The sequence below is a fragment of the Desulfoferrobacter suflitae genome, from assembly GCF_022603395.1.
Lineage (GTDB): Bacteria > Desulfobacterota > Syntrophobacteria > Syntrophobacterales > Syntrophobacteraceae > Desulfoferrobacter > Desulfoferrobacter suflitae.
Window position 1 is genome coordinate 578,647 of the sequence record NZ_JAIBKA010000001.1, and the last position, 23,396, is coordinate 602,042.

Here is a 23,396-nt window from a genome sequence, read left to right on the forward strand (position 1 = left end):
AGCTCCTCCTCCTGCTCTACTCCCTCGATGTTCCCGCACTGTTTTTGAGATATTTGAAAATATCCGCATCAGTCGTCAGAACAAAGGAGCTTTTGGGATTGTTGAAATTCTTATAAAAATCCAGAGTGCGGTAGAACTCAAAAAATTCAATGTCTTTTCCGAAGGCCCTTGCATAAATCGAGGTGGCCTCTGCGTCCGCTTTGCCTCGGATCTCCTGGGACGTGCGAAATGCTTCGGAAGTGATCTTGGCCAATTCCCGCTCCATTTGCCCCAGAACCGCAGCTCGTTCACCTTCTCCTTCAGACCGATACTGAGAGGCGATGCGCTGCCGCTCCGAAATCATCCGCTCGAAAACCTTTTCCTGGACCGAGTCAACATAATTGATGCGCTTGATGCGAATATCCAGCAGCTCAATGCCGAACTCGGGCACCAGCCGGGAAGCATCGGCGACCATTTCGCGAGTTATCTTTTCGCGGCCCTTGATCAGCTTATCTCCCTGGGATTCGCGGAAAGCGCCCAGGAACTGCAGGTCGGGCAAGCCCGCCTCCATCAGTTTCTGCCGGGCCTCCTCCCAACCTTCACTGCGAACCAGCTCTTCCAGGTTGTTGTTGGAAACCCGATCACGCACAACGGAATCAATGATGCCGTCCAGGCGGCTGAGAGCGGTCGCATTGGAACCCATCCGTTTCAGAAACAGTAACGGATCCTGAATGCGCCAGCGGGCCGTGGTGTCCACCCAGATGTATTTTTTGTCCTTGGTGGGGATTTGATTCGGACTTCCATCCCATTTCATCACCCGCTTTTCGAAATAATTGGCTTTTTGTATCACAGGTATCTTGAAATGCAGCCCCGCCTCGGTAATCGGTTCGCCGACCGGCCTCCCGAGCTGCGTGATGACCACCTGCTTGGTCTCATCCACCACAAAAAGCGCAGTGGCTGCAAACAGGCCCACCACCGCAACAACAATGATCGCTACTACCCCTGTTCCCTTCGCAAGCATTTAATTCCTTTTCTCCCTCCGAGCCGCAGAAAACTCTCTACTGCTTCAATTGGGTCAAAGAGTCTTCACAAAATTTGTCGACTGCCGACTATTGAGCGTCCACTGCGGGCACGTCCTGGGCGGACATTTTGCCGATGTCAAAAAGAGGCAACAGATTTTGCTGACTCTCATCAATGACGATCATGCGGTCTATCTTGCTGTTAAAATCGGCGAAGGCCTCCAGGTACATGCGGCTGCGCGTGACATCCGGCGCCTTCTCATATTCGGTCAGAATGTCGGAAAAACGGGCCACTTCTCCCTGTGCTTTGTTGATTCTCTCCAAGGCATAGCCTTCCGCCTGAGTTATTCTTTGCCGTGCCTCCCCTTTGGCCCGCGGAATCTTCTGGTTGTATACCTGCTGGGCCTCATTGATCATGCGCTCCTTTTCCTGCTGGGCTTCGTTGACCTCATTGAATGCCTGTTTTACAGGATCAGGAGGATTGGCGTTCTGGAGCTTGACCATCGTGATCTCCAAGCCGGTCTTGTACTGATTCATGATCTCCTGAATCTCGACTGCAGCCATGTCCGCGACGGAAGCCCTGCCCACGGTGAGCACTTCGTCCACATACCGGTTTCCCACGATTCGGCGCATGACCGATTCGGATATGTCATCCAGCGTCGCTTCCACATCCTGCACCTGAAACAGATAATCCATGGGGTCTTGTATCTTATATTGGACTGTCCACTGCAGGTCGATGACGTTAAGATCGCCGCTCAGCATCCGAGCTTCCTCTTCGTAACCCTTTTCTACCAGACGGGAACGTGCACCGGGCTCAATGGTTCGATATCCGTATTCGCGCTGCAGCACACGTCCGGTCACAACCTTGCGCACCGTCTCGATTCCGAAGGGGATCTTAAAATGCAGGCCGGCATCCGCGGTCCGCACGAATTTACCGAAACGCTGGACGACCGCCGTTTCCTGTGGATCAACGGTGTAATAGGAGTTGAAGCCGATCAAAATTAGAACAACGAGCACTGCTATCCACACAATGGAACCGCGTGGAAATTTCGAAAAATCATAGCGGTCTTTGAGCCGCCTGAGCACCTCTTCGAGATCTTGGATGTTCCCAGGTCCCGGACCCCTGTGAGGCTGTCTGTCCCAATCCATATTCTCTCCTCAAAAAAAATTTATCCTCACCACTGCGTTGCATGAGGATCAAAACGATTCCTGCTGCCACAACCATCGAATCGATTCAGCTACTTTTCACGCCGGTGTATCGCTTCAAACACATAGGCAAAGAAAACCAGCACCAGCGCTGCTAAAATTATTGTTGCGGGCCCGCCGGCAGGAAAGAAAAAGCGGGCCAGCAGAAACGCAAAGAAAAGGCCAAGAATAACCCTCATGACGAGAACTTTTGGCTTCATACCGCTTCACAACCCAGACCCTGGTGGAACGCCACCCGGTCCTCAAATCATTCCTCTGCAGTTTTGACCGATCCCGCTGAACACCCATAGAAATCACGCTATCCTATCGGGGCACGGGTACAATGTCAAGATTATCCAAAATTTCTCAGTCTTGCGGCAGGAGGAACAAAGCGAGCAGACCGTGCGTACCCGGACTTGTTGGAGCATGACGCTCAGGTCAGCCAAAGAAGTTATACCGGTTAAACATTAGATGTTTCATTGCAGGCCTTGTTGATGGGTTTCGCTTCGCTCTACCCATCAGTGACTGCCCGCATGGAAATGCATGTCTCTTCCCTCAACAAGTATACTATTGCGTTGTTGTGCTGCCCGGATGTATAAGAATGGCCAACAGTTGGAATGCAGCCCGGCTGGTTCCGGCTGGATGAACGCGGTCAACGCTTTTGAGACGGCCCCTGTCCGCCCAACCAAGGCGGGCAGAAGAGTGTTTGGGACGGGCTCCTTGCCGGCCACTTCAAGGAAATGACGAAAGAAAAGCAGCATGGAACATTTTATTGTCGCACTCGATGACACACCGGGTTCTCTCAAGAGCATTCACTACCTGAACCGAACGTTGAAAGGTGTCAAACACGTCCAGTTGACTCTTTTTCATGTCCTGGACACGGCGTCACCCAATTTGCTCAAAAAAGAAGAGGTGCGCCGCATCGAGAGGATCCACGAGGAACAGCCGCACCTCAGCGGGTATTTTTGGACTGCCGAGAACGAGCAGAGGATGCTCGATACCTTCCATCAAGCCAGGCTGCTGTTGCTGGAAGGAGGATTCCCCGAAGAGCAGATTCGCACACACTACAGCGTACAATTTGCCGAGGTTGCCCAGGTGATTTTGAACGAGGCCAAGGCGCTGCAATGTTCAACCATCGTATTGGGCCGCCGCGGGCTGGGGCGCGTAAAGGAATTTTTTCTTGGCAGCGTTTCCAACACGGTCACCAAATTCGCACGCAACATGACCGTGTGGGTGGTGGACGACTGAGAGGTTCAAGGCCGGCCATTGCCCATTTGAATGGAATATTTTCGCACTGAATTCAATGGAGGTCGCCATGACAAACCATACTTTCAAGCAAATCGCTTTCTGCACCGACTTTTCAGAAAATGCGGACCTGGCCTTCAGTGTCGCCAAAGACTTGGCATGGCATTATGCGGCCACCCTGCATATCGTGCACGTGATGGTGGATTTTGCTCTTTCTCCCCCCATTCACTCGACGTACATGCCGATCGAGTATCAGCCGGAATTCATTGAACAGGTCTCCAAGGCTTCGCGCGAATCCATACAAAGCCGCTATGTAGACCGGCTGAAGGAGAAGCAAACTTATGAAATTCAGCTGCTGTCCGGCTATGCTTCCACCGAGATCATCCGGCTGGTGAAAGAGAAGGCCATTGATCTGATCGTCATGGGGTCCCATGGATTGACCGGACTCGCCCATGTACTGTTTGGCAGCACGGCGGATCGGGTGGTGCGCAAATCGCCCTGTTCGGTACTGACAGTGAGGCCGCAGGGCAAAGCTGAATGAGCTTTCCCTGTGGTATGGGCAACCCATGTGCGAATCAGGACGTCCCACAAATGCATAGTGACCAACCTGTACTGATCACCGGTGCGGCAGGATTTATCGGCTACCATCTGGCGTTGCGCCTGCTTAAGAGCGGCACACCCGTCATCGGACTCGATAATATCAACGACTACTACGACGTCAGGTTGAAGCTGGACCGCTTGAAACAGCTTGAACAATTCCCTGATTTTCAATTTCAGCGGGTCAGTCTTGAAGATCGCCCCTCGATGGAATCCCTTTTTCAGCAGGTGCGCTTCGAAATCGTTGTGCATCTTGCGGCCCAGGCCGGCGTCAGGTACTCTCTCACCCACCCCCATGCTTATGTCGACAGCAACCTGGTCGGTTTTGTCAACATCCTCGAAGGATGCCGGCATGCTTTGGTAAAGCACCTGGTGTTTGCTTCCTCGAGCTCCGTTTACGGCGCCAACACGGCCATGCCGTTCTCGGTGCATCAGAATGTGGACCATCCGGTGTCACTCTATGCCGCGACCAAAAAAGCCAATGAGCTCATGGCTCATACCTATGCGCACCTGTATGGACTGCCCTGCACGGGGCTGCGTTTCTTCACCGTCTACGGCCCGTGGGGAAGACCCGACATGGCATTGTTCCTATTCACCCGGGCGATGTTGGAGGGACAACCCATCCAAGTCTTCAATCACGGCAAAATGCGCCGAGATTTCACCTACATCGATGACATCATCGGGGGCGTGCTGCGGGTGATGGAAAACCCGCCCCGGCCGAACCCCGGTTGGAACTCGGAAACGCCCGATCCAGGCACGAGTTATGCTCCCTATCGCATCTACAATATTGGCAACAATCAGCCTGTGGAGTTGATGGAATTTGTCGAAGCCATTGAAGAGGCGCTCGGAATTGGGGCCAAAAAGGAGTACCTGCCCATGCAGCCCGGCGACGTGCCCGCAACCTATGCCGACATTGACGACCTAACCCGAGACTTGGGGTTCAGACCTCAAACCGACATTCGCCAGGGCGTTCGCCGCTTCATAGCGTGGTACAAAGAATACTACCGAGTCTGAGCTCTCATCGGCCGCGCCTCACTCGTCAACTGCTCTGCCAAGGGTAAAACAGGTCCAGGTGATTGAGCACTTCGCAGCCAGTGTGCGTGACCCGCACCATATTTTCCAGCCGAACGCCGCCAAACCCGGGCACATAAATGCCGGGCTCGACGGTGACCACCATATTCTCTGCCAGGAGCCGGCCTTTCTTCTTTCTCAGCCTTGGCTGCTCGTGCACCGCAAGGCCGACTCCATGACCCAGTCCATGCCCGAAGTAGTCACCGTACCCCGCCTGCTCGATGACGCTCCTGGCGGCGGCATCGACCTCCCCCGCGTCCACCCCGGGCCTGATGAGTTGCTGGGCGGCGAGCTGCGCCTCGCGCACAATATGGTAAATGGCGCGCAATTTTTCCTGCGGCGCTCCCGCGGTCCAGGTTCTTGTCATGTCGGAACAATAGTGGCGCAATTTTGACCCCAAATCCAGGATGACCGGGTCTTGCGCCTGAATTTTGCGATCGGTCGGCACTGCATGCGGTAAGGCGGCGTTGGGCCCGCTGGCCACTATGGGAGGGAAGGAAACACCTTGGCCGCCGCCTTCGCGGATGAGCACTTCAATTTTCCAGGCGACTTCCTTTTCCGTCAAGCCCGGCTTCAACATGTGCCAAACGGCGTCCAGGGTCTTTTCCGTCAGAGCCAGGGAGTCTCTGATGCGATCCATTTCTTCCGGTTCCTTGATCACCCTCAACCGCTCGACCAGCCCCTCGACAGACAGCGTGACGGCTCCGGGGAAGACTTCCTTGAGAGCTTCTTCAACGTCCAGGTAAAGGCTGTGAGTGCAATAGTGCCCCTCGACTCCGAGTCTTTTCACCTGGAGGTCGCGCAGCAGTTCAGGCAGCACCTGGCGGAGCCCCTCTCTGTAGACGACCAGTTCGAACTCCGGTGCATCCTGCCCGGCCTCCTCCTGATAGCGGAAATCGGTCAAAAGCAGCTGCCTGGATTGGGAAATCAACAGGTATCCTGAACTTTCCACCAGATTCATGTCTTCAGCCTGATAGCCGCTCAGGTAGTATCGGTTTTCAGGAACCGCAACCAGGAAAGCATCCAACCGCTCCTCCACCATCAACTCTCTAAGCTTGCCCATTCTGTTCACTACGGCACTCTTCATCCGTTTCCTGCTCCTCTCTGCGGCACGATGACGCTCAGGCGGCATGGCATCTGCGGGTAACGAGAATACAACCCCATCCACAAAAAAACACCGACAAAACGTTGGGAATTTTAATCACAAAGTGTTATTTTTGGTAGGTTTACATATTTTCTGCTGATGATAAGGAGCCTCCCGCATGCTTGCAAGAATGCTGGTTCTACGTTTTTCCAGAGAAATCGTAGACAAGCCGATCATAACCAATTTGGTGCGCAATTATAATTTGACCTTCAATATCCTGAAGGCTCAAATTTACCCGCGAAAAGAAGGCATGGTGGTGCTTGAACTGCGCGGCAACCGCGACGACTTTCACGCCGGAGTGCAATATCTCAAGGATATCGGCGTGGTTGTCGAGTCCATCGCGCAGGCGATTCGAAGGGACGAAGAAAAATGCTACCAGTGTGGCGCCTGCACCGCCATTTGCCCCACCGGAGCGTTGCACATTCAACGGCCGGAAATGTGCGTTCTTTTTGAATCCGAACGCTGCAGTGCGTGTGAGTTATGTGTCAAGGCGTGCCCTTCCAGAGCCATGATAGTGACCTTTGACAAGAACATTGCCATGGACTGAAAGTTCAGGCCCGCCAGGCGGAGACGCCTTATCAATACCTGACCGGAGATCGGCAAGGAGCGGAGGTAATGAATTACAGTGACAAAGTGCTTGACCATTTTATGAACCCGCGAAACGTAGGGGAACTGGACAATCCGGACGGCGTAGGACAGGTTGGAAACATCAATTGCGGCGATATTATGCGGATGACGATCAAAGTTGTCGACAATCGCATTTCCGACATCCGCTTCAAGACATTTGGATGCGGAGCCGCCATCGCAGTGAGCTCCATGGTTACAGAAATGGTGCGCGGCAAGACCCTTGAAGAATCAGTGACGGTGAATCGTGACGATGTGGCCGGAGCCCTGGGCGGCCTGCCCGAGAAGAAGCTGCACTGCTCCAACCTGGGGACCGACGCCCTGAAGGCGGCTGTTAACGATTATTGGAGACGCACCGGCCATCCGGAAAAAATTGTGCCCCTTGAAGATGAACATTTGGAACATCAGGCGGAAGAACAAAACAGTGCGTGTTGCGGTAGCAATGAGCGGGGGTGTCGACAGTCTGCGGACAGCGGCCCTGTTGAAAGAACGGGGGATTGAAGTTTTCGGTATTCACATGCAGCTTTTCCCCGATCCGCGATCCCGAGGATGGAGCAATGACTCCATCTTTGGAGATCGACAACACAACCTCAAATCCCTGGCTGACCAGCTTGAAATCCCCCTGGCCACGGTCGATTTCCGGGATTTGTTCAGAACCAAGGTCATTTTGCCCTTCATGCAGGCCTACCGTGACGGATTGACGCCAAATCCCTGTGTCATCTGCAATCCGACCATCAAATTCGGTTTTCTCTTCGAGGAAGCACGACAGCGCGGTGCGACATATCTGGCAACGGGCCATTATGTCACATTGGTGCCGCCGACAGGTGCGTCTGACCGCTTCAAACTCTACCGCGGTAAGGATTCCGGAAAAGATCAGTCCTATTTTCTGTACGGGTTGAGCCAGCAGCAATTGTCGCGCGCCTTGTTTCCACTGGGCGACCAGAGCAAGGAACAAGTGCTGGAGTGGGCCTTTAATCAAGGGTTTCCCAGGGATCTTGCCATAGAAAGCCAGGAGCTTTGCTTCATCCATTCGGGTACTTACCGGCAATTACTGGCGCAGGATTCGCCTGCAGCGGCAAGCGGCGGACCAATCGTTGACATGGAGGGCAATTGCCTGGCTCGACACAAAGGAATTTTTGCCTACACCATCGGCCAACGCCGCGGCCTGGGCATTGCCTCATCGGCCCCGTATTATGTCGTTGACCTGGATGCCGCAAGCAACACGGTGCGGGTCGGCCGAGAGCAGGACCTGTATCGTTCGCAACTGCTGGCCGACAAGGTCAACTGGCTTTCCATAAGCCCCCCGCAAACACCCTTGCGGGCTCAGGTGCGCATCAGAAATCAACATCAACCGGCTCCGGCCTGGATTATTCCAGGACAAGGCGCCGACCGGTGTCTGGTACTTTTTGATGCCCCCCAGCGCGCCGTTACTCCAGGGCAGGCCGCCGTATTCTATCAGGACGCTCTGGTTTTGGGCGGCGGTACCATTAAAAAGCAGCCCGCATCATGAATCCAACCGTCGCGCTGGAGACCCTGGGCTGTAAAGTCAATCAGTACGAATCGTCCCATTTGGCGGAAATTCTGACGACGGCGAACTACCATTGGGTACCCTTCCGCGCCAAGGCGGACATCTATATTGTTCACAGTTGCGCCGTCACATCCAGGGCTGCTTTCCAGACCAGGCAGCTGCTGCGTCGCGCCAGGCGCAACAACCCTGCTGCCCTGGTGCTGGCAATCGGTTGTGATGCTCAGTTGGAACCGCACCGAATTGCGCGCGAACGACTGGCCACCCATATACTTGGGACTGCTGAAAAACTTGACCTGCTGCACTGGCTGAATGCCGCCGGAAGTTACTCCAACCCCTGCCTGGCCGTGAGTGATGCGCGCCTGGCCGCTACCCTGAAGCCTTTGCCGACAACCCGCATGCACTCGGGTCGTGCCAGAGCGTTTCTAAAGGTGCAGGATGGCTGCGATTCCTTTTGCTCGTATTGTGTCGTTCCCTATACCCGGGGCAAAAGCAGGAGCCTGCCGCAACAGGATGTTCGCGCGCAACTGGAACGTTACACGCGCCACGGCTACCGGGAAGTGGTCTTTACCGGCATCCATTTGGGGCAGTGGGGGAAGGATTTGGAACCTTGCCAAGACCTAGCGGGGCTGCTCCAATTTCTTGCCGCGGACGCACTCCCTCCAAGGATCAGACTCAGCTCCTTGGAGCCCGGGGAGTGGAGCGATCACCTCCTGCGTTGTGTCAGCTCCAATCCGAGCATCTGCCCCCACTTCCATGTTCCTCTGCAAAGCGGGAGCCGGGACGTGCTGCAGGCCATGCACCGGCCCTACACGCCGGGGCAATACTCCGAACTGATATGCGAGATGCGCCGCAGATTTCCGCGCGCAGCCCTGGGAGCCGATGTCATGGTGGGTTTTCCGGGCGAAACGGAGCACCATTTTCAGGAAACGGTTGAGCTCATCGAGGCATTGCCTCTAACCTACCTGCACGTCTTTCCGTTCTCTCCGCGGCCGGGAACGCCGGCGGCGGATCTCGCCAACCGCATAACCGGCAGCACCCTCAAACAGCGCGCGAAGGTGTTGCACAATCTCGATACCCGCAAACGAATACAGTTTCGCCAGGCCAACATCGGACAGCCGGTGGAAGTTTTGGTCGAAAGCGAGATCGAGGCCGGGCTGTGGCGAGGGACGACCGACAACTACTTGCAGGTAATGTTTCCCATGAACCGCCCGCTCTCCCCGGGCGCCCTGGTAACCGTCCGACTCAGGGACCAGCACAAAAGCGGTATGGTCCTGGGCGAGCCGCAAGTTACTCCCTGAACAGGAAAAATTTAACCAGACCTGCATCGGGTGGATTCCCCCCCTCGAAGGCTCCCACCTCATCCTGGTATGCCGCCAAAAGGTGAGCCAGGTAAGCCTCTATGCAACCGGCATCCGACCCGTCAAAGGAACGCTCGATCCACTGGCCGAGAACCCGCCGCATTGTCTGACCACTCACCAGGGGAAACAGGGTGCTCCACGCCCGCACCGGGATCGGCTCAACCGCCCATTCCCCCTGAATGATGAAGTGAGCGGCGGCGGTCCACAGCATACTGCCGATGGTCACATCCGCCAAATCTCGTATTTGCCCCCGGCGCCACAAGATTGACTGAAGATAGTCCGGTTTCGGCGCGAGGGAATCATACACCTTGCCCAGGACCGCAACCGTTTCCACAATGTACTCAGCATGACGGAGGTCATTGATATCTCTTAATAAATCTTCTCGATGCGGGGATTGATGAGACGATGGCCTGATAATTTTGGGAGTCTTTTCGAGAAGCAATTCGGCCGCTTCCATCCACTGCTGATCCAGGCAGTTGAGCTTTTTGGGCCATTTTGCAATCCAGCCGTGTTCACAGATGTGCTGCAGCCTGCGTTTCAGCTTGGCTATGGGCACCTGCGCCAATCTGAACAAATGTTCCAGGAAGAGTTCCCGAAGCTTTTCCGCGGCAACCTCCGGCGAATCGCCTGCAGCCAGATGCAAACCCAGGTTGACATAAGCGGCGGCTTTATCCACCGCGGCGTGCAGCGCTGCAGGATTGTCCGGAGCCAGCTGGTCCGCCACGACCACCTTATTGGCCAGGGACGCAAGTTCCAGCTGCAAGGAACCGATCATGGAAGGCTCGGTGATCAAGCGGAGAGCTCGACCAAACAAGGTGGTCTCCGACGCCAGAGCCAGAGCAAAAGCGGGGGAAGGGCCGGAGGGGCCGATCGAGTCCGGAATGTTCTTGGAACTGGTGATTTCCTGCGAACTTAACGGTTGGTAGATATTGAGGGCATCATAAAAATCAGGAATTGCCAGGTCTTCCAAACGGCCTAAATGAAACCGATATGCTTCTTCCTCCATTTCCGAATCATTTGAGAAAATGATGTGGTTCATGAGCTCTCGGTAAAAGCCGTAATTGACCTCAAAAATCACGCCCAGCAGCTGCTTGAAGAAGTCCTCGTACTGGGGATAGAGGGGCTCCCAGAAGTACTGGTCATCCAGTGTGTTTCGCGGCATTTGATCAATGAACTCCACCATTTCCACGTCTTCCGGGGCGACACTGACGCGCAGCCATTTCTTGAACAGGGTCACCAGCAACTCAAAATCTGCATGGTACAGCCACTCCAGCAGCTTGTCTTCATTGGCCCGGGCCAGTCTGTCCAGCCAGTCAACCGCCTTGGTTGCATGTACTTGATCCTTATGCCACCATTCCAGATCAAACATATGATTGAGCTGCTGCAAGCGCGCCATGCCCAGAAGCGCAAGGGCATCCTCGGGTCCGATTTCTTTTACCGAAAAATAGAAATCCTGCTCTGCCAGGGCCGCCACAACCTGCTCCGCATCTTCGCGCTGCAGGATCATCTCCAGTCTTCTCCTGGCAGGCAGACGCATGAGATCGAGGCTCAGTTCACCAGGAGCCAGTTTTTCCAACCGTTTTTCTGTAAAATCAATTACTGCTGTGGGCATAGACCGTCACCTGTGTGTTCTTCCATTGATTGTTGTCGCCTGTTATATTCCCCTTAAACGGAGCAATGTCAAGACGGGGTGATGCTGCTGTTCGCCAACTCGCTAACGTTACCCGGGGAGCAGGCGCAGGGGGTGGATTTGCGCTTGCGTTAGCACATTGTAAACATTATATGTAAATTCTAAGTTCAGGACCACACAGAAGATTGAAGAGCGTTGCGCATCCCCTGCGGGGTGCGATAAACCCTTTACAGGAGAAGCAAAAATGCTGCTCATCGAGGATTTGCAGGTTGAACTTGCGGGCAAGACCATACTCAAACACATTGATTTGGAAATCAAGCCCGGGGAGACCCATGTACTATTCGGCCCCAATGGTTCGGGTAAGACATCCCTTTTGATGACCATCATGGGCTACCCCCAATACAAAGTCACGGGGGGCAAGATCGAGTTCAAGGGGGTCGACATCACCCATAGCCCCATCGACGAGCGAGCCAGACTCGGCATCGGGATGTCCTACCAGAGACCGCCTACCATCCATGGATTGAAAACGCGGCAGATGGTTCAGATATGCGCGGACACACGCGGCAAGCAGGACGTTGACGTCGAACAATTGGCTCGAAAGGTGTATTTCGCTGATTTTTTGGAGAGAGACGTCAATGCAGGTTTTTCAGGCGGAGAAATCAAACGTTCGGAACTGCTTCAGCTGATGGCTCAAGATCCTGACTTTATGCTTTTCGATGAGCCCGAATCCGGCGTGGATCTGGAAAATATCGCTTTGGTCGGCAATACGATCGCCGCGCTGCTGCAAAAGGAGTGCATGCCCTCCAAGAACAAGAGCATGCTGCAGATGAAGCGCGAACGAACCAAAATGGGCTTGATCATCACGCACACCGGCTACATTCTGGATTACGTGACGGTGGATAAGGGGCAAGTGTTGTACGACGGCGTGCTGAGCTGCAGCAGCAACCCGCGTGAAATTTTGCGATGCATCAGTGAAATGGGATATGAGGAATGTGTGCGATGTACGATAGAGAACAATTAAGAGAACAAGCAAAAAAGGCTTTGGGCAAAGCCGCCGCCATTGGCCCGGACGTCAATCTTGATGAATTCGAGAAGGCTCCGGTTGACCACAAATATCTTGACGACAATGAACTGCGCTCTCTGCCGGAGGATGAGCAAAAGCGCCTGATCATGGCGGGCCTGGACTTGACCGAAAAAGAACGAGGCGGAACATATTTTCAGAAGGACACGGCAGTCATACACTGCAAGAGCAAGCAGGCAGGCGTTGAGGTGATTCCCATCAAGAAGGCGCTGCAGGAGCTGGACTGGATTCGCGACTATTACTGGAAGCTCGTCTCGGTCGATACCGACAAGTATACGGCCGCCGCAGAATTGGATTTGCATGACGGTTACGTGATCCGCTCCCTGCCCGGCGCCAAGACGGTCTACCCCATCCAGGCGTGCCTTTATCTGGATAAAGAGGGGCTCCAGCAAAATGTGCACAACATCATCATCGCCGAGGAAGACTCCGAGCTGCACATCATAACCGGCTGCTCCACGTCGCCCCACCTCAAAAAAGCGGCACATGTCGGCATATCGGAGTTCTATGTCAAAAAGAACGCCAAACTCAGCTTCACCATGATTCACAACTGGGCTGAAGACATGCAGGTCAGACCTCGCTCTGTGGCCCAGGTTGAAGAGGGCGGCCTGTTTTTGAACAACTACATTTGTATGAAGCCGGTTAAATCCCTGCAAATGTACCCGACCACCCATCTGATCGGCAACGATGCGGTTGCACGGTTTTACAGCATTATCGTGGGAAGTCCCGGTTCCGAATATGATGTGGGAGGACGCATTTTCCTCAAAAAACCCGGCAACCGTGCAGAAATCGTGGCACGCACCATCAGCAACGGCGGCAAGATCATTGCCCGCGGCGATTTGATAGGGGAAGTCGCCGAAATCAAGGCTCACCTGGAATGCAAGGGACTGATTCTAAACGGTGGCGTCATTCACGCCATCCCCGAGCTCAGGGGGTATGTCGATGGCGTCGAAATGTCGCACGAAGCGGCCGTCGGCAAGATCGCGCAGGAAGAAATCACCTATCTGATGTCGCGCGGATTGACCGAAGATGAAGCCACTTCTACCATCGTGCGCGGTTTTCTGAGCGTTGATATCCCTGGGCTTCCCGCTCAGTTGAAGAGCGAAATCGACCGCGCCGTCGCCGCCAGTGATGAAACGGTGATGTAATTGGTGCAGGGGATATTCTTGGTTAAGGGAGGGACATAACCCATGAGACGATTTGCAGTTTGTGCCATCACCGTGTTGTTCCCGGCGCTGCTCGCGGGGCTTTCCGCCCACGCGCAGCAGGCTGGTTCGGATTACACCGCCAGCTACTCCTCCTATTACGTTTCGCCCTATGCTACCCACTACTCTCTGGAGGACGAATGGGACAGCGATCCGCCCGGCGAGCTGATTTTGGCGGATGTTCTCATCTTGCGCCCCCTGGGGATCGCCTCGCAAATCGTGGGTCTTGCAGGCAGCATCGTCTCGTTACCCTGGGCTGCCTCCTCATGCAGCGGCTGCCTTGTGCAAAGGGAGCTCATTCAAGAGCCTTTTGAATACACGTGGTGTCGCCGCCTGGGGGATTTGGACGACTATTAATAATACCCGGCCGTCTTCGACTGCAGAGGCCGGCCGCGGCTTTGCTGCCGGGCGCGGCGGCCGGAGCTTTGGTAGAAGTCTAGAAAGGGAGTCTAGAGCTCCTGAATCATTTCGATGTCCGCCTGGCTGCTCTGCTGATCGAGCCACGCCTGCCACAGCTGATTCTCCTTTTCCGTTTGCAGCCGCTGCTGGATCTGCGTGCGATTCTTGGCCAAATCTTCCTTGGCCGGCTCCTTTTTCCCAATCAACTGATAAACCATAAAAAATTGTCCATTGACATCCAGAGGTTCTTCGGGGAAAGGAGCTGCTTCGTTCAGCCGGAACATCTTGTTGAGAACATCGCCTCCTATCCTCAGGTTCCGGTCCGGTTCCGTGCGTGAAAACCATGCGCTTTTCTTGACATCCAGCTTCTTTTCTGCGGCCGCCCGTTCCAGGCTGTTCACCTTCCTTGCCTGAGCCAACAGCTCTGCCGCAGCTTTTTGCGCGAGCTTGGCGGATTCCTGAGCCTTATAGTCCTGTTCGACCTTCCCCTTGACTTCATCATATTTCGGCACTTCCGGCGCTTTTACAGCGTCAACCTGAGCAATCAAAAAGCCTTGAGGTACTTCCAATGAACTGCTGATCCCGTTTTGCGGCAGATCAAACAACTCTTTCATGGCCTGTGGAGAAGCCGGAGCCTCGGGGAGTGATTCCGTCTGGGCAACCCAATCTTTGGTTTCCGTAACGGAGAATTTGTGCGCTTGCGCTGCCTTTTTGAGATCACCCTCGGCGTATGCCAGGTCGGCAAAATCGCGCGCCTTGTCGAAAGCAATATCCCTCGCCTGGTCACGCTTTAAAGTCAGCTCGATCTCGGAGCGCACCTCTTCCAAAGGAATCGTCCTCTCCGGGCGGGAATCTTCCACCTTGATGATATGAAAACCAAAAGGCGTGCGCACCAGTTCGCTTATTTCGCCCGGCTTGAGTGCAAAAGCGGCTTCGGTAAAGGGCGGCACCATTTGACCACGGGTAAAGTAGCCCAGATCTCCTCCCTTTGGAGCGGTCGGTCCCTGCGAGTACTTTTCTGCCAGCTGAGCAAAATCCGCATCCTTCTGCCTGACTTCCTCCAGGACTTTCCCCGCTTCCGCTTTAGCTTTGGCCACTTCATCCTCGGGGGCGTTTTCATCGACGCGAAAAAGAATATGACGGGCCCTGACTTCCGCCTCTTTGTGATACTTGTCTTTATTGTCCGTGTAATATTGCTCTATTTCGTCCGGCCCGACCGGCACATCCTGCAGGAACGCATCGGTTTTGATCAACACCAGGGAAAATTTTCTCTTCTCAGGTTCCTTGTAAGCCTCCTTGTGCTTCTTGAAATACTCCTGCAACGCCTCGTCCGTCGGCACGACCTGACCGACAAATGCTTTGGGCTCTATTTCCGCGTAACTGATCTGGATGGGGCTGTAGCCGAAACGAAACTCGGCAACCACCTCTTCTTCGGTCACGACCGTCTGACGCTTGATAAAATTTTCCACATTTCTGATGCTCAAATCCTCACGCAGCTGCTGTTCAAACATCTCCGGAGACATGCGATTTTGCTGCAAAATGCGCACATAGCGCTCCTGATCAAATACCCCTTCTTTTTGGAATACTGGATACTCCAGGATTTGCTGCTGAACGTCCTGAGCGGTGGCGGTCAAACCAAGCTGGTGTGCCGCTTCGCTGACAAGATATTTCTGAATCAGCATGTTGAGCGCCTGCTGCCTGAGGTTGAGCTGCCGCAGCATATCCTCGGAAAGAGTGCTGCCAAACTGGCGCTTGTACATCTCAACCAGGTTGTTGTAGGTTTGGTCATATTCAGCAATGGTGATGAACTTGTCATTCACCCTCGCCATGCGAGTTGCGTCTCTGGAGGTAAACGAATAGCCGCCCCAAAAAATAAAAACAATCACGATCAGGAAAAGAGCGACTTTGATCAACCAGGAGGTCGCGTGTTTTCTGAAAACGTTAAGCATAATCGGCAAAGGCCTCCTTGCTAATGAATTAGGTTCTCTCGAGCGGTTCTGTGTGCCGCCGCATGAACAAAATATAAATCATGCCACCCACGAAGGGTAAAGTCGCGACCAGGAAAAACCACATCATCTTCTTTCCGGGAGTGGCAAAGCGCCGCTTGGGGATGTCCAAGATGGACCAGAACGTGGGGATGAGCGGGGTCCCGAAAAGGACAATCAATATCAAAATCTGCAACGGCATAGGTCAGTCTTCCGATTTTCTTTCATGAAGGACACCGATGGCTGCCATGCGCGCCTCCAATTCTCGATCATAATCCTGCATTTGTTCAATAATGGAATCCAGCTCCGCTTCCCACACCCTGATCAGCTCTGATTTGAGTGACTCTATAAACTTTTGAGCATGCCGCTGCAAGAGTTTCTTGTACCGGGCATAAAAACGAAACGCAAAAAACACATTGAGCAGAATGTAGCTCCCCAACGCGGCCAGCCCCACAGGACTGAATAGATGCTGCACCAACGCGGAGAGCACAATAACCAAACCGGACCAGCCCGGGTTTTCCAGGAAGCTGCGCCATGCCGATTCCCCTGCCAGTGCCAGCAGCATCAGCAGCAGGACGAATCCGTATGTCAGATACTGAATCGAGCGAAATCCCACGGCAGCGGGGGCCCGGGTCCTTGCCAGCCACATTTCAGCGGCACGATCCAGTCTCTCCTTTAACTCATCCCACTGGCTTGCGGGGTCAAGAATCGACTCGACTTGTTGCTGGAACATGGGCGGCAGTCCGCGACTCAACAGCCCATGTGCCACGCGATCCTGCAATCGCTCCAACCGGCGCTGCAGCATTTCCGCCGTCCGGCCCTCGATGAGCAGCTGCGTCACGGAGCGCTGCGGCTCCTTCTCGATCCACCGGCGCCAATCCCGAAGCAGGGAGAGCAGTACGCGCCCCGGACCTACCAGAATGCCGGAAAAATCGGTCCAGAAGTAGATGTCTTTACGAAGGTGGCCCGCCAGCCAGACATCCAGGGCCTGACCTCCTATGGCCGCCCAATCGGCGCGCCCATGCTGCACATCTTGGATGAATTTTTCCAGCACCTGCCGCGCGGCTGCAATGTTCATGGCTTCTTTGTCCAAAACCGACAACAGTTGCTGAACCTCAACATCTATGTTGGCGGCTTTGATCGCCATGATCTCTTTGACGTCTCGATGCTGGAAAATTTGCCGGCGAAAGCTCCCGAATTGGTTCCATGGAGCTACCGGGTGATTGCCCAAAATCTGGCCGGCGGAAAGGGCGTAAATCAAAGGATGGGAGACCTCATTTTCAATGAGATATCGCTGAAAATTCTCCGTGACCCTGGATAACCTGTCATAACCCTCCTCCTTGGGCTGCCCCTCAAAGAGGAGGTCTGCTTTGTTCAAGACAAAGTAAAAATTTTGCTTGGCTTTGGGAACATGCCGCAGGAATTGATAAAAGCGTTCATCGGCGTACTTTTCCGGCGAGGTGATCCACACCAGTACATCCAGATGTTCCAGGAATGTGTTGACATGCTCCCGGTGCAAGGTGGACAGGCTGTCGAAATCAGGCAGGTCACACAGCAGGATTTGCCGAATGGAATCCGCCTGGTGCTTGATACTGCGCCAGGGAACCGCGGCCTGCTGCAGATTCGCAGGGAGAAAGCTTGCCTCGTGGTGGTAGATGAGAACCTGATTCGTATGGGGACGGCGATGGCTGGTAGAACTGATCTCCGACCCCGCCAGGGCGTTCATGATGCTCGACTTTCCGACTCCGGTCCCACCCAGGAGGCCAATGGTCAAGAAACCTTCGGCAAGACCGTCAAGCTTGTGCAGGTATTTTTCCGACTGTGCCAGGAGGTCGTCCCTTTCTTTCGCGGAGAAAGTAAAGAAGGACCCGTCACCCAGCAGCGCCTGGAATTGAGTGAGGTCATTGCGCAGTTCCAGTACAGAATGTTTCACAGAACCTCTCCTGGTGCAATTCGATCACCGAATCGCGTGACAGCACCCGCATCCTCAAGCAGCCGCCAGTGAATGCCGCAGCGCCTCCAGTTCATCCATGGTTCCCTTTGGAGTTGTGAGGGACTGGATCCCTTCCACATAACGATCCCGCTGCTCGTGCAGAACGGAAAGCACTCCTTCCTGGTATCTCTTGGCCAATTGGCGGGCGATTTTGTGCAGTTCCTGGTAAGCAAACAGTTCGACGGCTCCCTTGGTCACAAAGGGAGCCAAAACCGAATCCAGTGCCGCCTCCAAAAAAGTAATTCCACCTCCGATAGCGGTTTCAAACGAAAGGATCAAGGCTCCCCACAGAACTGAGGTGGAATAAATACCCCACTCCTTGCTCTTGGGAATGCCCTGGGCCAGTTGATTGAAGGTATCTTCCAGCCACACGGCGAGTTTTTCCTGTTCGTCCCAAACTCGCGCCCTGATCTCCTCATCACTCAGTTTGATCCCGCTCTGGCGCAAAGTACGGTACAGAGGGGCGTTCGGGTCCGAGGGGGACAAATTTTCCAGAACCGACCTGTTCAATTTTTCCACCGCCGCCATGATCGGTTCAAGATTAAGCTTTTTGCGAATTCTCAGCAGGACGTCCCGGCGGGATTCCTGCCGTCCTTGGGTCTGCAATCCAAGCAATTTCAGGGGGCTCAGGAGGATCTTGAAGACAAAACGCCGCGGTTTTCTGAGCACGTCGTATTTGCTGAACAGTGCCCGCACCTCCGCCTGCAGGTAATCGCGGCTTTCCTGATCAAAATGTTTGCGCTGCTGATCGAGCAACTTGTCGCAAACCGACTTGTGAAGCGCCTCGAGTCTGCCGAGCCAGGCTCTTGCTTCGCCGTGTTCGTGTTCCAGGAGCTCAATGAGCTCACCAAGCTGCTCCCGTAACGCTCGTGTTCGCCTCTGCCGCTCGAGTGCGAGCACTTGCGGCATGGTTTCCCTGGCAAGTTGTGCCAGAAAAACCGCGAGAAAACCCTTGAACTCCTCCTGCCGGCGCAGCTGTTCGGAAGGATTGGCGGGGATATACGGCAGCACCCAAAGGAAATCCCTTGCCATGCTGACCCCTTGCTCTACCAGGGAGGCGTTCAGGTCTTCCCATCGCAACACCTTTTCCGCTTTGTTGAGCAGCACAAAACAGATCTTGCCGTCCAGGCGTATGCGCTGCAAAAACTGGAAGGGAACCTCGTCAGCATATTTTTCCTGGCTGGTCACAAAGACGACGGCATCCGCCAGCAAATAGAGGTCTTCCACTATCGCTCGGTTCCTCACTTCCAGGCTGTCCAGGTCGGGTGTGTCAACGATGGCCAGATGCGCGAGATCCTCCCGCGAATGCTCAATGATCAACAGATCCCCCGGGGCCCCCGGGCGAGGGCTCGAGATTTCACCCTCTGCAGAGTGCGAGCGGACGGCGACCGATTCAAACGGAAAATCGTCTTGGACGGGCGCTTGGCGATGAGCACAAACGATGGGGCCGAGGGTTTTCGGCCTTTCTACACCGGTCGCACTCAACCCCTGACCGCATATGGCGTTGAAGATGGTGGACTTTCCCGTTCCAGTACCGCCCACCAACACAACCCAGAGCAGCTCTCTTCCGTGCTTGTAGGCATAGACGGCCCACCTCCTGGGCAGCTCCTGCACAATCCGCTGGATGTGTTTTGCAGCGGGCGTCAGTCCAGGGCATCTGATGTTCGCCCATGCAAGGGGACTGTGATTATCGGGCATGAGATGGCTGGGGCGCCTCCAATCAAAAGAGCTTTTCATCGGGCTTATCTTTGGGAGTCAAATCCGCCGGCAGAGTGGTCGCAAGCGGTTGATAAAGCTGCAACAGCCAGTCGCCGCTGGCGGTCCGCAGCAGCCACTTGGCCAGTAACGAACCCGGATAGCTCTTGTGTTGCGTAAGCTCATCCAGAGGCAGGACCTTATCCTGCAGGCGAAACCGGCGACGGTGAAGCAGGTGAATGGCTTGGGAACTGATGACCACCCGCAGCGGACTGAACTTTGCCATACCAGGCACTTTCAGCGAGTGCGCACGGCCCGTCCAGCAGACCTTTTCACCGGGCTGCTTGTGCTGCTCATAAAATCTGTCATACTGGAAGGGCAACGAGCGCGATTCCATCCAGGCCGCTTCCTTGCGGAGAAAACATTTTATTCTGAAAAGGATTGCTCCCAAAAGCATGCGCACCGTTCGAAAAATGAGGGGGAACACCATGACAAAAATCGCTAAGCACAGCAACGTCAGAAAAAAGGTGACTTTCGGGTAAGCCAGGCTCAGATACGTATATCCCACTGCCAGCACGTCTTCACCGGTGCTCACGACAAAGTTGGAAACGGGCTCGGGGCTGGCATTGACGATGACCCGCGTTCCTGCTTTGGTGATATGCGCCACCGAGGCGAGGCTGGCGCCGAGCATGAAGACCATCACTTCCATCGCGGGAGAAGCTTCCCCCACCTGCATCAGGGCCAGCATTGCTCCCCCAAGAGGGCGAATGATGGTGTGAAGGGAATCCCATAGCGTGTCCAGCCCCGGCACCTTATCCATCAAGAATTCAATGACATAAAGGAAAACCGCCAGAAAAATCACCGCGTCGTTGGCCAACACATGAAGCTCCGGCGGAAGCCCCTGTACCAGCTGGTACTTGACGCAAATACCTGTCACCGCCACCGTGGCGTAGAGGTTGATACCCGCAATAAAGGACAATCCCAATAATGAACCAAGCTTGGCAATCACTTCCATAACGTGTCATCCTGAAATTCAGTTTTTTCAGTCATTCTAGGAAATTTTGCCGTTCATGGCAAGGAAGAGTAACGACGGGCCGGCACCTGAGGGTTCAGACCTTGAGTGACATGGTTCATGAGATATGCTACATACAGCGGCATAATGATCGGTCAATGCCCAAGTGGAACTTGTGCCGAAGCGACTTCGGCAGAAAAAATATTGACCTGCCATAGACAGTCGTGGTATTCATTTCGCTTTATGATTATTTTGGCTCCTTGCTCCGAACCGTCAAGCGGAAGGGGCTGCTAACCCGAAAGGAGGAACTAACAATGCGGAAGTATGAAACGTTTTTCATCGTCGATCCCGACCTGCCCGATGAGGTAACCGCGAGTGTCGACGAAAAATTCCAAACCATCATCACTTCCCAGGGGGGTGTCGTTTTGAACTACAGCCCCTGGGGCAAGAAAAAGCTGGCTTATCCCGTCAAAAAGCGCTCCCGGGGTCTGTATGTGTTGGCGGAATATTCGGGCGGTCCTGAATTGGTCGCTGAACTCGAGCGCAACATGCGGCTGGACGAACGTGTTCTCAAATTCATAACCGTCAAGCTCGAAGATCGTTTTGACCCCGAAAAAGAGCTCCCGCGCGATTCCGGCGCACGTCCCGTGTTTGACGAAGAAGATGAAGCTCTGGTTAAGGCATCTGAAGCATCAGATGAGGAAGAAGGCGAAGAGTACGAGGAAGGCGATTACGAAGAAGAGGAAAACGAGTAAATTCATAGAGCACTTAGATCGGAGCAGATTATGGCTTTCAGACGCAGACGACGAACTTTTCATAGACGTAAGGTATGCCGCTTTTGTGTGGATAACGAATTGAAGATCGATTACAAGGATCCCAAAACGTTGCGATATTTCGTCACAGAACGAGGCAAGATCGTTCCCAGACGCATTTCCGGAAATTGTGCAAAACACCAGCGCGAACTCACTCTGGCCATCAAACGAGCTCGCCAGGTGGCTCTGTTGCCGTTTACCACAATCCACACTATTTAGACGAGGTCCATCCGCGAGCCTGGCAGAGCGGTAATTGATTGAGATAAAGCCGTGCCATGCCGGGCGGCTCGGCAAAACGGACTCGCCGGATTGAAATCATGCAGTTGCTGGTGGAGCAAGGCTCGGTATGACGACCGATGTTGCCCAATAACAAAAAGATGGTGCCACTGCACAACAACAGCGTTGCCCGCGAGTTTGCTGTGGGAATCGCAGCAACGCTCATATTCTTTACCTCCGTACTGCTGATCCCGATGATGGGAATATTTGTGGGGGTCTTTACTCCGCTGCCCACCCTTCTCAGCTTCTACCGATATGGTCCGCCCCTGGGACTTCTCGTCCCGGGCGGCGCGCTCCTGGGAGGGTGGGCGCTGTTTTCCTATCTCAACATTACCCAAAGCATGCCCTATCTCATGGAAATGCTGCTGTTGGGACTCATGCTTGCCGCCGGCATGCGGCGCAAATGGACGCTGGAAAAGACCATCGGTGTGGCCGGCCTGCTTGTGTTTGTGACGGGATCGATGATTTTCCTGCAAGCCCACAGTGCCGCTGACGGGGGGATATTTGCGAGTCTGGAAGAAGGACTGCGGAGAACCATCGAGGTCACTCTGCAACAATACGCGGGCATAACTCCTGAAGCACGCTTGCTGGAAGAATCCCTGGCCGGAGTGGTACCGGTAATCGTCAGGATTCTCCCCGGTGCTTCACTGGCTTCCGCTTTTGTTATGGCGTGGCTCAACCTGCTGATGGCAAAGCGCTTTTGTGAGGTCCGCCGCATTCCATTGCCCCCGTGGGGCAAATGGATCAGGTGGAAGGCCTCCGAACTTCTGGTTTGGGTGGTGATCGTAACCGGTTTTGCGCTCCTCCTTCCATCCCCATCAGTGAAGATGGTCGCCTTGAATCTGCTGATCATATTGGGAACTATCTATCTCTTTCAGGGATTGGCGATTATTTCCTTTTATTTTGAACGATGGAAGCTGCCCAAGATGCTTCGAGCCGTCTTCTACGGTTTCCTGCTGCTCCAGCAGTTTGCTTCTCTTGGTGCAGTGTTATTGGGGCTTTTCGATGTCTGGTTCGACTTCCGACGCCTGTCAAAAGAATCGCCCTCGAACGCCTGACCCCGGTTATCACGACCAACGCATTAACGTATAGTTGTTTTTAGGGAGATGAGCATGAAGATAATCCTTACCGAGAACATAGCTTCGCTCGGCGAAATCGGCCAAATTGTGAATGTTGCGCCCGGCTATGCGCGCAACTACCTCCTTCCGCAGGGACTGGCGCTCAAGGCCACTGGCGAAAACGTCCGTGAGCTCGAGCATCGCAAGAGAATTCTGGCCGCCAAACGAGAAAAAGTCCGCCGGGAGATGCTTTCGGCTGCAGAAAAACTCAATCAGGTCAGCATCCAGCTGCATCGCAAGGTGGCAGAGGACGATAAACTGTATGGTTCCGTGAGTGTTGTGGACATTGCCAATGCGCTCGAGGGGCAGGGATTTGAAGTCGACCGGAAAAACATCATCCTCGACCAGCCCATAAAGCAGCTGGGAACCTACTCAGTGCCAATTCGCATGGGCTCGGATGTCAACGCCAACATTCAACTGGTGATCGAAAAAGAAGAATAAGG

General features: G+C 54.3%; 24 protein-coding genes. 14 read left to right on the plus strand and 10 right to left on the minus strand.

Going from position 1 to position 23,396, the window contains the following annotated elements:
• Positions 1-16: 16 nt before the first annotated feature.
• From hflC to K1V27_RS02740, 3 genes are all read right to left on the minus strand, one after another.
• Positions 17-1,000 carry a protease modulator HflC gene (gene hflC, locus K1V27_RS02730; protein ID WP_258927981.1) on the minus strand — a complete coding sequence of 328 codons (984 nt, stop codon included), beginning with the start codon at positions 998-1,000 and terminating at the stop codon, positions 17-19.
• An 88-nt stretch (positions 1,001-1,088) separates the two neighbouring features.
• Positions 1,089-2,147: an FtsH protease activity modulator HflK gene (gene hflK / locus K1V27_RS02735; RefSeq protein WP_258927982.1), complete on the minus strand. Its 1,059-nt coding sequence runs from the start codon at positions 2,145-2,147 to the stop codon at positions 1,089-1,091.
• Between the two features lie 89 nt (positions 2,148-2,236).
• The gene (locus tag K1V27_RS02740; RefSeq protein WP_258927983.1) at positions 2,237-2,404 is read right to left on the minus strand and encodes a hypothetical protein; all 168 of its coding nucleotides are present in this window, start codon (positions 2,402-2,404) and stop codon (positions 2,237-2,239) included.
• A 538-nt stretch (positions 2,405-2,942) separates the two neighbouring features.
• On the opposite strand from K1V27_RS02740, the gene K1V27_RS02745 reads away from it, so the two are divergent.
• The 3 genes from K1V27_RS02745 to K1V27_RS02755 all read left to right on the plus strand — a co-directional run bounded on the left by K1V27_RS02745 (position 2,943) and on the right by K1V27_RS02755 (position 5,039).
• On the plus strand, positions 2,943-3,431 hold the full coding sequence (locus K1V27_RS02745; protein ID WP_258927984.1) for a universal stress protein: 489 nt from the start codon (positions 2,943-2,945) through the stop codon (positions 3,429-3,431).
• A gap of 67 nt (positions 3,432-3,498) precedes the next feature.
• Positions 3,499-3,969 carry a universal stress protein gene (locus K1V27_RS02750; protein ID WP_258927985.1) on the plus strand — a complete coding sequence of 157 codons (471 nt, stop codon included), beginning with the start codon at positions 3,499-3,501 and terminating at the stop codon, positions 3,967-3,969.
• A gap of 50 nt (positions 3,970-4,019) precedes the next feature.
• Positions 4,020-5,039, plus strand: coding sequence for an NAD-dependent epimerase (locus K1V27_RS02755; RefSeq protein ID WP_258927986.1), 1,020 nt, complete (start codon positions 4,020-4,022; stop codon positions 5,037-5,039).
• A gap of 25 nt (positions 5,040-5,064) precedes the next feature.
• Here K1V27_RS02755 and K1V27_RS02760 read toward each other — a convergent pair whose 3' ends face one another.
• Positions 5,065-6,183: a M24 family metallopeptidase gene (locus K1V27_RS02760; RefSeq protein WP_258927987.1), complete on the minus strand. Its 1,119-nt coding sequence runs from the start codon at positions 6,181-6,183 to the stop codon at positions 5,065-5,067.
• A gap of 175 nt (positions 6,184-6,358) precedes the next feature.
• On the opposite strand from K1V27_RS02760, the gene K1V27_RS02765 reads away from it, so the two are divergent.
• The 4 genes from K1V27_RS02765 to mtaB all read left to right on the plus strand — a co-directional run bounded on the left by K1V27_RS02765 (position 6,359) and on the right by mtaB (position 9,690).
• A complete protein-coding gene (locus K1V27_RS02765) occupies positions 6,359-6,787 on the plus strand; it encodes an NIL domain-containing protein (RefSeq protein ID WP_258927988.1) in 429 nt (142 codons plus the stop codon).
• Positions 6,788-6,855: 68 nt separating this feature from the next.
• On the plus strand, positions 6,856-7,365 hold the full coding sequence (locus K1V27_RS02770) for an iron-sulfur cluster assembly scaffold protein (protein ID WP_337833344.1): 510 nt from the start codon (positions 6,856-6,858) through the stop codon (positions 7,363-7,365).
• Positions 7,307-8,374, plus strand: a complete 1,068-nt coding sequence (gene mnmA / locus K1V27_RS02775) for a tRNA 2-thiouridine(34) synthase MnmA (protein ID WP_258927989.1) — start codon at positions 7,307-7,309, stop codon at positions 8,372-8,374. The genes K1V27_RS02770 and mnmA overlap by 59 nt, the downstream gene beginning before the upstream one ends.
• The gene (mtaB, locus tag K1V27_RS02780) at positions 8,371-9,690 is read left to right on the plus strand and encodes a tRNA (N(6)-L-threonylcarbamoyladenosine(37)-C(2))-methylthiotransferase MtaB (RefSeq protein WP_258927990.1); all 1,320 of its coding nucleotides are present in this window, start codon (positions 8,371-8,373) and stop codon (positions 9,688-9,690) included. The genes mnmA and mtaB overlap by 4 nt, the downstream gene beginning before the upstream one ends.
• Here mtaB and K1V27_RS02785 read toward each other — a convergent pair.
• Complete coding sequence (locus tag K1V27_RS02785) at positions 9,680-11,362, minus strand: DUF6178 family protein (RefSeq protein WP_258927991.1); 1,683 nt, start codon at positions 11,360-11,362, stop codon at positions 9,680-9,682. The genes mtaB and K1V27_RS02785 overlap by 11 nt on opposite strands.
• Before the next feature lie 262 nt (positions 11,363-11,624).
• Between K1V27_RS02785 and K1V27_RS02790 the strand changes: the two genes are divergently transcribed.
• From K1V27_RS02790 to K1V27_RS02800, 3 genes are read left to right on the plus strand one after another with little or no spacing between them, the layout of a single operon-like run.
• Positions 11,625-12,401, plus strand: a complete 777-nt coding sequence (locus tag K1V27_RS02790) for an ABC transporter ATP-binding protein (protein ID WP_258927992.1) — start codon at positions 11,625-11,627, stop codon at positions 12,399-12,401.
• Positions 12,380-13,606 carry a SufB/SufD family protein gene (locus K1V27_RS02795; protein ID WP_258927993.1) on the plus strand — a complete coding sequence of 409 codons (1,227 nt, stop codon included), beginning with the start codon at positions 12,380-12,382 and terminating at the stop codon, positions 13,604-13,606. Before K1V27_RS02790 ends, K1V27_RS02795 begins: the two co-directional genes overlap by 22 nt.
• 42 nt (positions 13,607-13,648) lie before the next feature.
• Entirely contained in the window at positions 13,649-14,020 is a 372-nt protein-coding gene (locus K1V27_RS02800) for a hypothetical protein (protein WP_258927994.1), read from the plus strand.
• Between the two features lie 92 nt (positions 14,021-14,112).
• On the opposite strand, the gene K1V27_RS02805 is transcribed toward K1V27_RS02800, so the two are convergent.
• The 5 genes from K1V27_RS02805 to K1V27_RS02825 are packed head-to-tail and all read right to left on the minus strand — an operon-like array spanning position 14,113 to position 20,750.
• Positions 14,113-16,011: a peptidylprolyl isomerase gene (locus K1V27_RS02805; protein ID WP_258927995.1), complete on the minus strand. Its 1,899-nt coding sequence runs from the start codon at positions 16,009-16,011 to the stop codon at positions 14,113-14,115.
• A gap of 28 nt (positions 16,012-16,039) precedes the next feature.
• Positions 16,040-16,249 (minus strand): PLDc N-terminal domain-containing protein, encoded by a 210-nt coding sequence (locus K1V27_RS02810; RefSeq protein WP_258927996.1) that lies wholly within the window; start codon positions 16,247-16,249, stop codon positions 16,040-16,042.
• A 3-nt stretch (positions 16,250-16,252) separates the two neighbouring features.
• On the minus strand, positions 16,253-17,980 hold the full coding sequence (locus K1V27_RS02815; RefSeq protein ID WP_258927997.1) for a GTPase: 1,728 nt from the start codon (positions 17,978-17,980) through the stop codon (positions 16,253-16,255).
• 54 nt (positions 17,981-18,034) lie between these two features.
• Positions 18,035-19,777: a dynamin family protein gene (locus tag K1V27_RS02820; RefSeq protein ID WP_258927998.1), complete on the minus strand. Its 1,743-nt coding sequence runs from the start codon at positions 19,775-19,777 to the stop codon at positions 18,035-18,037.
• Positions 19,761-20,750, minus strand: a complete 990-nt coding sequence (locus tag K1V27_RS02825) for a DUF4126 domain-containing protein (RefSeq protein ID WP_258927999.1) — start codon at positions 20,748-20,750, stop codon at positions 19,761-19,763. Before K1V27_RS02825 ends, K1V27_RS02820 begins: the two co-directional genes overlap by 17 nt.
• 311 nt (positions 20,751-21,061) lie before the next feature.
• Between K1V27_RS02825 and rpsF the strand changes: the two genes are divergently transcribed.
• The 4 genes from rpsF (at position 21,062) to rplI (ending at position 23,394) form a co-directional block, all read left to right on the plus strand.
• Complete coding sequence (gene rpsF, locus K1V27_RS02830; RefSeq protein ID WP_258928000.1) at positions 21,062-21,502, plus strand: 30S ribosomal protein S6; 441 nt, start codon at positions 21,062-21,064, stop codon at positions 21,500-21,502.
• 30 nt (positions 21,503-21,532) lie between these two features.
• Complete coding sequence (rpsR, locus tag K1V27_RS02835; protein WP_258928001.1) at positions 21,533-21,778, plus strand: 30S ribosomal protein S18; 246 nt, start codon at positions 21,533-21,535, stop codon at positions 21,776-21,778.
• Positions 21,779-21,915: 137 nt separating this feature from the next.
• A complete protein-coding gene (locus K1V27_RS02840) occupies positions 21,916-22,893 on the plus strand; it encodes a YybS family protein (RefSeq protein WP_258928002.1) in 978 nt (325 codons plus the stop codon).
• A 54-nt stretch (positions 22,894-22,947) separates the two neighbouring features.
• Positions 22,948-23,394, plus strand: a complete 447-nt coding sequence (gene rplI / locus K1V27_RS02845) for a 50S ribosomal protein L9 (RefSeq protein ID WP_258928003.1) — start codon at positions 22,948-22,950, stop codon at positions 23,392-23,394.
• Positions 23,395-23,396 lie beyond the last annotated feature (2 nt).